General features: G+C 43.5%; 8 protein-coding genes and 1 pseudogene. 8 read left to right on the plus strand and 1 reads right to left on the minus strand.

The window, feature by feature from the left end; translation table 11 throughout:
- Positions 1 to 2 precede the first annotated feature (2 nt).
- From CYLST_RS30290 to CYLST_RS36895, 8 genes and pseudogenes are all read left to right on the plus strand, one after another.
- A complete protein-coding gene (locus CYLST_RS30290) occupies positions 3 to 4139 on the plus strand; it encodes an NB-ARC domain-containing protein (RefSeq protein ID WP_015328355.1) in 4137 nt (1378 codons plus the stop codon).
- Between the two features lie 438 nt (positions 4140 to 4577).
- Positions 4578 to 5231: a ParA family partition ATPase gene (gene parA, locus CYLST_RS30295; protein WP_015328356.1), complete on the plus strand. Its 654-nt coding sequence runs from the start codon at positions 4578 to 4580 to the stop codon at positions 5229 to 5231.
- Positions 5218 to 5487: a hypothetical protein gene (locus CYLST_RS30300; RefSeq protein WP_015328357.1), complete on the plus strand. Its 270-nt coding sequence runs from the start codon at positions 5218 to 5220 to the stop codon at positions 5485 to 5487. Before parA ends, CYLST_RS30300 begins: the two co-directional genes overlap by 14 nt.
- 40 nt (positions 5488 to 5527) lie before the next feature.
- On the plus strand, positions 5528 to 5884 hold the full coding sequence (locus CYLST_RS30305; protein WP_015328358.1) for a hypothetical protein: 357 nt from the start codon (positions 5528 to 5530) through the stop codon (positions 5882 to 5884).
- Between the two features lie 3 nt (positions 5885 to 5887).
- Positions 5888 to 6331: a type II toxin-antitoxin system VapC family toxin gene (locus tag CYLST_RS30310; RefSeq protein ID WP_015328359.1), complete on the plus strand. Its 444-nt coding sequence runs from the start codon at positions 5888 to 5890 to the stop codon at positions 6329 to 6331.
- 437 nt (positions 6332 to 6768) lie between these two features.
- A complete protein-coding gene (locus tag CYLST_RS30315) occupies positions 6769 to 7335 on the plus strand; it encodes a tyrosine-type recombinase/integrase (RefSeq protein ID WP_015328360.1) in 567 nt (188 codons plus the stop codon).
- Between the two features lie 71 nt (positions 7336 to 7406).
- Positions 7407 to 7637, plus strand: a complete 231-nt coding sequence (locus CYLST_RS30320) for a DUF433 domain-containing protein (RefSeq protein ID WP_015328361.1) — start codon at positions 7407 to 7409, stop codon at positions 7635 to 7637.
- Positions 7634 to 7729, plus strand: a pseudogene (locus CYLST_RS36895) (DUF5615 family PIN-like protein); the annotation flags it as partial. The gene CYLST_RS30320 and the pseudogene CYLST_RS36895, both read left to right, overlap by 4 nt.
- Positions 7730 to 7746: 17 nt before the next feature.
- On the opposite strand, the gene CYLST_RS30325 reads toward CYLST_RS36895, so the two are convergent.
- Entirely contained in the window at positions 7747 to 8544 is a 798-nt protein-coding gene (locus CYLST_RS30325) for an Rpn family recombination-promoting nuclease/putative transposase (protein WP_015328362.1), read from the minus strand.
- Between the last annotated feature and the right edge of the window lie 288 nt (positions 8545 to 8832).

Raw genomic sequence — 8832 nt, forward strand, 5'->3', positions numbered from 1 at the left:
TATTGCAAGCACAACCCTTACCCACATACTTTGTAGAGCGCCCAGAGTACAGTAACGATTTAAAAAATCGTCTTCTCAATAGTTCATTGTCAGAAAATCGTGCATTGGTAATTACTGCAATTCACGGTTTAGGTTCTGTAGGGAAATCTACTCTGGCAGCGGCTTTAGCACATGACGAAGAAGTACAACGCCACTTTAGTGATGGCATCCTCTGGGCAACACTAGGTCAAGAACCCAATGTTCTTTCTTTACTGAGTGGTTGGGTACAGGTACTAGGAGACTATAACTTTAAACCCACCAGTGTAGAGGCAACTTCTAGCCATTTGCGGACTCTGCTTTATGACAAAGCTGTGTTGTTGGTAGTAGATGATGCGTGGAATACGAAAGATGCACAAGCTTTTAAGGTGGGTAGTGGGCGTTGCCAGGTTTTAGTGACTACCCGTGAAGGTGTGATTGCAGATGCCTTGGCAGCCAGCACCTATAGTTTGGATATCATGACAAAATCCCAGGCAATGGAACTGCTGACGAAAAAGCTAGGACGTGAGATTACAGGTGCAGAACGTCAGTCAGCAGAAAATTTAGCCAAAGGTGTTGGTTATCTCCCTTTAGCATTGGAATTAGCAGCGGCAGCGGTTACCAGTGGTATAGATTGGACAATCTTGTTAAAAGATATCAAACAAGAAATTGCGCGATTAAAAACATTTGACAGACCTGGAGCGAGAGATACTTATGATGAAGCTTCTTTAAAACGCCTCAGCTTAACTGCATCATTGAATTTAAGTGTAAAGCGATTGCCAAAAGAAGAAAAAGAATATTTTGTTTGGCTAGGGATATTACCGGAGGATGTCACTATTACCAAGATGATGACAGCAACTCTCTGGGAAATGCAGGATGAACGCGATGCTGCTGATATATTGGAATATTTGCGGAGTAAAGCTTTATTATTACCTAGTGTGACTCTAGATGATGGGATGCTAACCTATCGTTTGCATGACTTATTTCACGACTTAGCGCGGAATTTGTTAACTGCTCCTGCAACACCAAAGCGTGGAGGTGATTTACCAGGAATGGGTATACCCTTTGCTAATGCTCACACCACTTTGTTGGAGAAATATCAGCAAAAAACTCAAAATAATTTATGGCATACCCTGCCCAATGATAATTACATTTATCAGCATTTAGTTTGGCATTTAGAAAAAGCTGGAAAAATAGACGAAATTCACCAGTTGTTGCTGGAGGAGTCTACGACTGGGAATAATGGCTGGTATGAAGCGCGAGAAAAATTGGTACAAACTGCGGGCTACATTACAGATATTTCTCGTGCCTGGGAACTAGCAGAAGCAAAGTGGACTGAATCAAATTTGTCTCAAGTGGTGAGTTTACAGTGTCGCTATGCTCTAATAATTTCATCCCTGAATAGCTTGGCGGCTAATGTTCCAATAGAACTGCTGGTAGCATTGGTTAAAAAAAATGTATGGACTCCCGAACAAGGACTAGCTTACGCTATGCAAAGCTCAAATCCAGAGCAACAAGTTAGCTCACTTACAAAGTTAGTCGATTGTTTATCACCAAATCTAAAAGAACTAGCATTCTCAAAAGCACTGGCTGCGGCTAGACAAATTCAGAATGAGGAGTATCGCACTCGCGCACTAGCAGCCTTAGTCAACAAACTGCCACCAGAATTATTACCAGAAGCACTGGCTGCGGTTAGACAAATTCAGGATGAGAAGTATCGCGCCCGCGCACTAGCGGTCTTAGCCAACAAAATGCCAGAGTTATTACTAGAAGCACTGGCTGTAGCTAGACAAATTCAGAATGAGGAGTATCGCGCCCGCGCACTAGCAGTCTTAGCTGACAAAATGCCAGAGTTATTACCAGAAGCACTGGCTGCCGCAAATAAGATTCAGAATGAGTTTAATCGTGCCAATGTCCTAATAGACTTAGCAAACAAACTGCCACCAGAATTACTACCAGAAGTACTGGCTGCTGCTGAACAGATTCAGAATGAGTGGAATCGCGCCCAGGCATTAGCAGGTTTAGCTAATAAACTGACACCAGAATTACTACCAGAAGCACTGACTATGGCTAAACAAATTCAGTTTGAGTCAAGTCGCGCCCAGGCATTAGCAGGTTTAGCTAATAAACTGACACCAGAATTACTATCAGAAGCACTGGCTGCTGCTGAACAGATTAAAGATGAGTCAAGTCGCGCCAATGCCCTAGCAGGTTTAGCCGACAAACTGCCACCAGAGTTATTACGCGAAGCACTGGCTGCGGCTAAACAGATTAAAGATGAGTCAAGTCGCGCCAATGTCCTAATAGTCTTGTTCCACAAACTGCCAACAGAATTATTATCCCAAGCACTGGCTGCGGCTAAACAAATTCAGGATCAGTCAATTCGTGCCAATGTCCTAATAGTCTTGTCCCACAAAATGCCAGAGTTATTACCAGAAGCACTGGCTGCGGCTAAACAAATTCAGGATCAGTCAATTCGTGCCAATGTCCTAATAGTCTTGTCCGACAAACTGCCACCAGAGTTATTACCAGAAGCACTGGCTGCGGCTAAACAAATTCAGGATCAGTCAATTCGTGCCAATGTCCTAATAGCCTTGTCCGACAAACTGCCACCAGAGTTATTACGCGAAGCACTGGTTGCTGCCAAACAGATTAAAGATGAGTTCAGTCGTGCCCAGACACTAGCAGCCTTAGCCGATAAAATGCCAGAGTTATTACCAGAAGCACTGGCTGCTGCCAAACAGATTCGAGATGAGTGGATTTGCGCCTACGCACTAGCAGCCTTAGCCGACAAACTACCACCGGAATTATTACCCGAAATACTGGCTGCGACTAAACAAATTCGAGATGAGTCAAGTCGCATCAATGTCCTGATAGCCTTAGCCGACAAACTGCCAGACCTATTACCAGAAGCACTGGCTGCGGCTAAACAAATTCAAGATGAGTCAAGTCGCATCAATGTCCTAATAGCCTTAACCAACAAACTGCCAGACCTATTACCAGAAGCACTGGCTGCCGCCAAGCATATTCAAGATGAGTTAAGTCGCGTCAATCTCCTAACTGCCTTAGCCGGCAAACTGCCACCAAAGTTATTGCCAGAAGCACTGGCTGCTGCCAAAGAAATTCGGAATGAAGAGTATCGCGCCAATGCCCTAAAAGTCCTAGCTGACAAACTGCCACCAGATTTATTACGCGAAGCACTGGACACCATCAAACAGACTCAAGATGAGTGGGGTTACATCTATATCCTAAGTATTTTAACCAAAAAACTACCAGACCTGTTACCAAAAACACTGGACACCATCAAACAGATTCAAGATAGGCGGAGTCGTGCCCAAGCCCTAAGAATTTTAGCAGATAAATATTCAACGGTATTACCAGAAGCACTGGTTGCCGTCGAACAGATTCAAGATGAATTCAGTCGCGCCCAGGGTCTAGCAGACTTAGCTGACAAATTACCAACAGAATTGCTGCCACAAGCACTGACTGCGACTAGACAAATTCAGAATGAGGAGTATCGCGCCCGCACACTAGCAGCCTTAGCTGACAAACTGCCAGAATTATTACCAGAAGCTCTGGCTGCGGCTAAACAAATTGAGAATGAATCAAGTTGCGCCAATATCCTAATAGCCTTAGCCGACAAACTGCCACCAGAATTGCTGCCAGAAGCACTGGACATTATCAAACAGATTCAAGATGGGCAGAGTCGCGCCAATGCCTTATATACCCTAGTCGACAAATTGCCACCAAAGTTATTACCAAAAGCTTTTGCTGCGGCTAAACAAATTGAGAATGAGTCAAGCCGCGCCCAGGCTCTAGCAGCCTTAGCCAACAAACTGCCACCAGAATTGCTGCCAAAAGCACTGGCGACAACCAGAAAAATTGAGAATGAGTCAAGTCGCATCCAGGCTCTAGCAGCCTTAGCTCTACCTTTATCTATAATGACAAAAACATTACTTTTCCTTAACTGGCAACAGACACTTCATGAGCTATCTCTCCATAATCGCCAGAATTTACTGCAAGATATAAAAGAATTAGTTCCAGTTATCTTTGCGTTAGGAGGTCAGTCCACAATAGCAGAAGTCAATTGTGCCATACAGGATGTAGCGCGATGGTGGGCTTAAACAAAAATCCTTGTTAACAGGAACAGTCAACGAAAGTGCCATTTCGTTGAATTACTTTTTTTCCCAGGATTATTTGCTTTTTTGAGCATTTTTACTGGATATGGGAGCAGCGTTTTTGATATCGTAATTTTGATAGCAAACTGTATATATACAAGGACACCAGGGGCAACACTTGAAATAAGCTCTATGAGCCTCAAGTAAAAGTCGAAATAAGTAGGGGCTTTTGGTAGCTGAAATATATACTATTGGAATAGCAATAATACTTATAAAACATGAAGCCGTAGCCTATCTGAATTATATGTAAATTTGTAATAAATTACATCTGTAATTTTGTAATTATGTAAAAATAGAAATCTACAGATATCCATAAAGCTTTTTATGGCAAGTGTTTTGACTTTGTAATAATGTAATTAATTACAAAAACACAAATTTACATTTATGAAAATTGCCATTCTGAACCAAAAGGGGGGCAGTGGTAAGACAACGGTATCCATCCATCTGGCTCATGCTTTGAAATTAAAAGGGTATCGAGTATTACTGGTAGATACCGACCCCCAAGGCTCATCCCGTGACTGGGCAGCAGCCCGCAATGGAGAAGCACCATTTAGCGTCATGGCGTTGGATCGCCCGATTATCCACAAAGAATTGCCCAAATTAGCGCAGGGGTATGAATACGTACTGATTGATGGTGCGCCCAGAGTTTCTGACCTCACCCGTTCGGCAATTATGGCAGTAGATTTTGTGCTAATCCCCATTCAGCCATCACCCCTAGATATCTGGGCAGTGCATGAAGTCGTCGAGCTAATTCAGGAAGCAAAAATATATAAGCCAGATTTGTCAGCTGCATTTTTGGTTAACCGGAAAGTTGTCAATAGTAGCATTGCGCGGGAAGTATCCGAAGTGTTACAGCAGTATCCCTTCCCGGTATTGAACGCCCAAATTAGTCAACGAGTAGTTTTTGCGGAGTGCTTAAATAGCGGCAGTACAGTTTTGGAAACTGCTCCAAAAAGTGCTGCTGCGGATGAAGTCAGGGCAGTTTGTGAGGAAATTTTAGCAGATGTAAAGGAACCAACGAATCATGGCAGAAACTAAAAAAACATCAAAACTCAGCTTAAAGCCAGGAGTGAAGACAACGCCTGTTATGGACGAGCAAGCAGCATGGGTTGAAAGTCGTAATGGTGTTGAAGCCTCTATTCCCAAAGAAGAACCCAGCAATAGCAAAATGAAGCGGATTACCTTTGAGGTAACAGAAACCCAGCATCAGGCAATTAAAATTTGCGCTACTAAGAAAGGGATGAGTATCAAAGAACTCATGATTTCCCTAATTGAACAGGAGTTGGAGGATTAATGTAATAATTAACATTATTACATTTGTAGATTTTAACAAAATGACATATTTACATTTTTACAAAAGTAATCAAGATGGTAATGGTGTTATGCCTATGAACAGTCAAGTTTCTGAAATTCTTCGTCATTTTGAGGAAGCCCACAAAGAAGACATTGAGGTAATCACCCAGGTTCTGGCGAGAATAACAACTCTTAGTCCTGAGCAAATTAAGCCATACCTTGATACGATGCTTGAGCGATTAGTGAAACCACAAGCGGAGCGTCCTTTGTATGAGACTGCTACTCCTTTTGAATTGTCGCAAGCTTTTCGGGAGTGGGCAGATAGTCACGATCGCAATACACCACTGTTATCCGACTATGCTGTCAGCCGCGAAAGTATGTACTCAGACGAGGAGTGAAGCGTGGCCTTTCTTGTAGACACAAACCTACTTCTGCGTAGCGTTGAACCATCTCACCCAATGTATGGGGATGCAAGTAATGCCATCGCCACTTTAATATCGCAGGGCGAGCAGGTGTGCATTGTCCCCCAAAACTTAATTGAGTTTTGGAATGTTTACACTCGACCTGTAGAGAGGAACGGCTTGGGACATAGCGCAGCCGAAGCAGAAGCTGAAATTCAACGCTTAAAGGCATTTTTCCCTCTATTGCTGGATACCGAAGCAATTTACCAAGAATGGGAAAGGCTTGTGGTAGCTCATGCTGTCAGAGGAGTAAACGTGCATGATGCGAGGCTTGTTGCGGCAATGCTTGTGCATGGCTTAACCCATATAGTCACATTTAACACCAGCGACTTTACCCGTTACTCAGAAATTATAACTGTTCATCCCACAGCTACAACACCTTGACTTTACCTAAACGGGAGTAAAGCACTGCACTTACAATATCTATATGCTGTGTATCAGTTATCTTAGTTCAAGAGTATTAATTGTTGATGGAATAACATAGGGATGGTAAGCGATCGCTAATTGAGTGCTGATTCCTCGCGTATAGATGAAGGTGTAGAGATGTTGTCATAACGATATATAACGACTTTTTCTGGTAGATGGGTCTACTAGCGCCAAAAAATCAAAGCAGCGCATTATAGCTTTTTGCGCTCCCCTCGGTGAATATATAAGGAATAATCATCATCATCGCCCCAAACCCTGATGTTCCCGTGAAATCCATGCCGCTCTATTGATAAGCAGAAATTATCTGTGGTTTGACCCGCCACACCCCTGACGCTAGAATCAGGTTTAGAGCCTCTACATCGGAATCTTGTACTATGTCGGTGTAAGATTATTTTATGAAGATAGACAGGCACGACCAAGCCAAAATCTTGTCATCAGCAGAAATTAACCGATTGTTCAGCATAGGATTAAAAACTCCACGCGATCGGGCATTATTTGGTGTCTGCTTGTACACAGGCACTCGGATTGCCGAAGCCTGTTCCTTGCATACTAAAGATGTATACAGCATTGATGGCAGTGTGCGCCCCCGTGTAACAATTCGCAAGGGGACGACTAAGGGCAAAATTGAAACTCGCTCTGTGCCAGTCAATTCTGAGTTAAAGGAATTACTAGAAGCTTACCATTCACCGAAGGTCTATCTGTTCCCCGGTCGCCACGGTCGGGGACACATCCACCCAGATTCAGCAGATAAGATTCTGCGGGCTGCTTTCATGGAACTGCTTATAGAGGGGGCCAGTACTCACAGTTTCCGCCGCACCTGTTTGACTCAGATGCACAGGTCTGGGGTGCCACTGAAGGTAATCCAGAAAATTTCGGGTCACAGAACTTTGTCTGCTTTGCAAAAATACCTAGAGGTGCTAGATGAGGATTTAGAATCAGCAGTTTCAACACTCAAGTTTTAGGCCAGAATGGAAAAGATTGACGCAGCCATTTCTGGTTTCCCAATCCAATCAGCCATAGCGAGGCAACAGCCATGCAAAATCTCACCAGAATTACCCGCAACCCAGAAGTAATGGGCGGCAAACCCTGTATCCGGGGAATGCGTGTCACCGTTGGTACTATCGTCGGCTTAATGGCATCTGGACACAGTTCAAGCGACATCCTCAAGGCTTATCCCTACCTTGAAGAAGCCGATATCTATGAAGCACTTGCCTATGCTGCATGGCGGGCTGAAGAAATTGAAGTCCCGCTGATAAGTGCATGAAAATTTTGATTGATATGAACCTTTCCCCTGATTGGGTCGCGGTCTTTGAGAGGTATAACATTACCGCTGTCCACTGGTCTACCGTTGGCGAGATCGCGTGCGCGTTCTTCTAGGCACTCTGCTGTGCAGCAAGCCGGACAGCTTCTACATCAACATTGAGTTGTTGAGCAATCTGTTCTATACTCATCCCTGTTTTTAGTAACAGTGGCACAGCTGCTTTCAATATTTCAGTTTTCTGTTCTTCTCGTCCCTCAGCTTTCGCTTCCTGATAAACCCTTGTTTGCTCTAAAGTCAGTCCCAGCATAGCTTCTACTTCCTCCCTACTCAAAGACGAAAACTTGTAAACCGCAATTGTGGTAATAATATCTATTATTTCGTTTTTCGGCAGTGCGTCCGTTGACTCTAATTGTACCCGCTCAATCAATAGACGAGCTTGAAGAGCCATCTCTTTCTCTGAGGCAATTGTCAACTGCATTAAATTGATGCCTATTGGCAGAGTATTGAAAGTACCCAATTCATCCAAATAAATTCGCTGCACTTGGTCGCTGTTTAAAAATATTCGATGAGTTCTTGTATCGCTTGGTTCCAAACTGCGTGAGGGAAAAATTACCACACAGTACCAGTCATCGTATTGAGACTGATTCCGGTTCAAATACATCAGCGACTCAGTAAAGAAGCGATGATAGAGAGCTTCATCTTTCTGAAATTGAACTTCGGCAAAAAAGATAATCCTGGGTGTTGCACCTTCTGGAGGTAAAAAGACCCCATCAATACGAAAGGCGGTTTCTTTTACCTCAACCGACTCAAATCGATAATTCTGCGCCTGTTCAGGACGGTAATCAACAAGTTCAAAAATTAATGCAGGAAAGCGCTTAAAAATTTGGTAATAAATGGAGTCGCGTTTCACTAAAATATCCGAAAATAGGCGGCTTATTAACTATTAATTTTATCGTAAAAAAGGCAATTCCTATATATCAAATAATGCTACTCACGGGCGCACTACTAAGAAGACGTTCAACAAATCAACTCATGTGGCCCCGACGAACTGGGAGCCGCTGCGCTTACGTATAGAGTTAGGTCGAGGGGGAGTATTATCTCCCGCCCCTCCCAATTAGAACCGGACGTGCAACTTTCGCTACATCCGGCTCCCGACAATCTTAAGTATCCTTTTTGCTCATGTGAATATATTGGTGAC

The sequence above is a fragment of the Cylindrospermum stagnale PCC 7417 genome, assembly GCF_000317535.1.
In the GTDB taxonomy this organism is placed as follows: Bacteria; Cyanobacteriota; Cyanobacteriia; order Cyanobacteriales; family Nostocaceae; genus Cylindrospermum; species Cylindrospermum stagnale.

Bases quoted from the DNA above. Each gene is read 5' to 3' on its own strand.
- parA (WP_015328356.1), top strand. From the start codon at position 4,578: ATGAAAATTGCCATTCTGAACCAAAAGGGGGGCAGTGGTAAGACAACG.
- CYLST_RS30300 (WP_015328357.1), top strand. From the start codon at position 5,218: ATGGCAGAAACTAAAAAAACATCAAAACTCAGCTTAAAGCCAGGAGTG.
- CYLST_RS30305 (WP_015328358.1), top strand. From the start codon at position 5,528: ATGACATATTTACATTTTTACAAAAGTAATCAAGATGGTAATGGTGTT.
- CYLST_RS30315 (WP_015328360.1), top strand. From the start codon at position 6,769: ATGAAGATAGACAGGCACGACCAAGCCAAAATCTTGTCATCAGCAGAA.
- CYLST_RS30320 (WP_015328361.1), top strand. From the start codon at position 7,407: ATGCAAAATCTCACCAGAATTACCCGCAACCCAGAAGTAATGGGCGGC.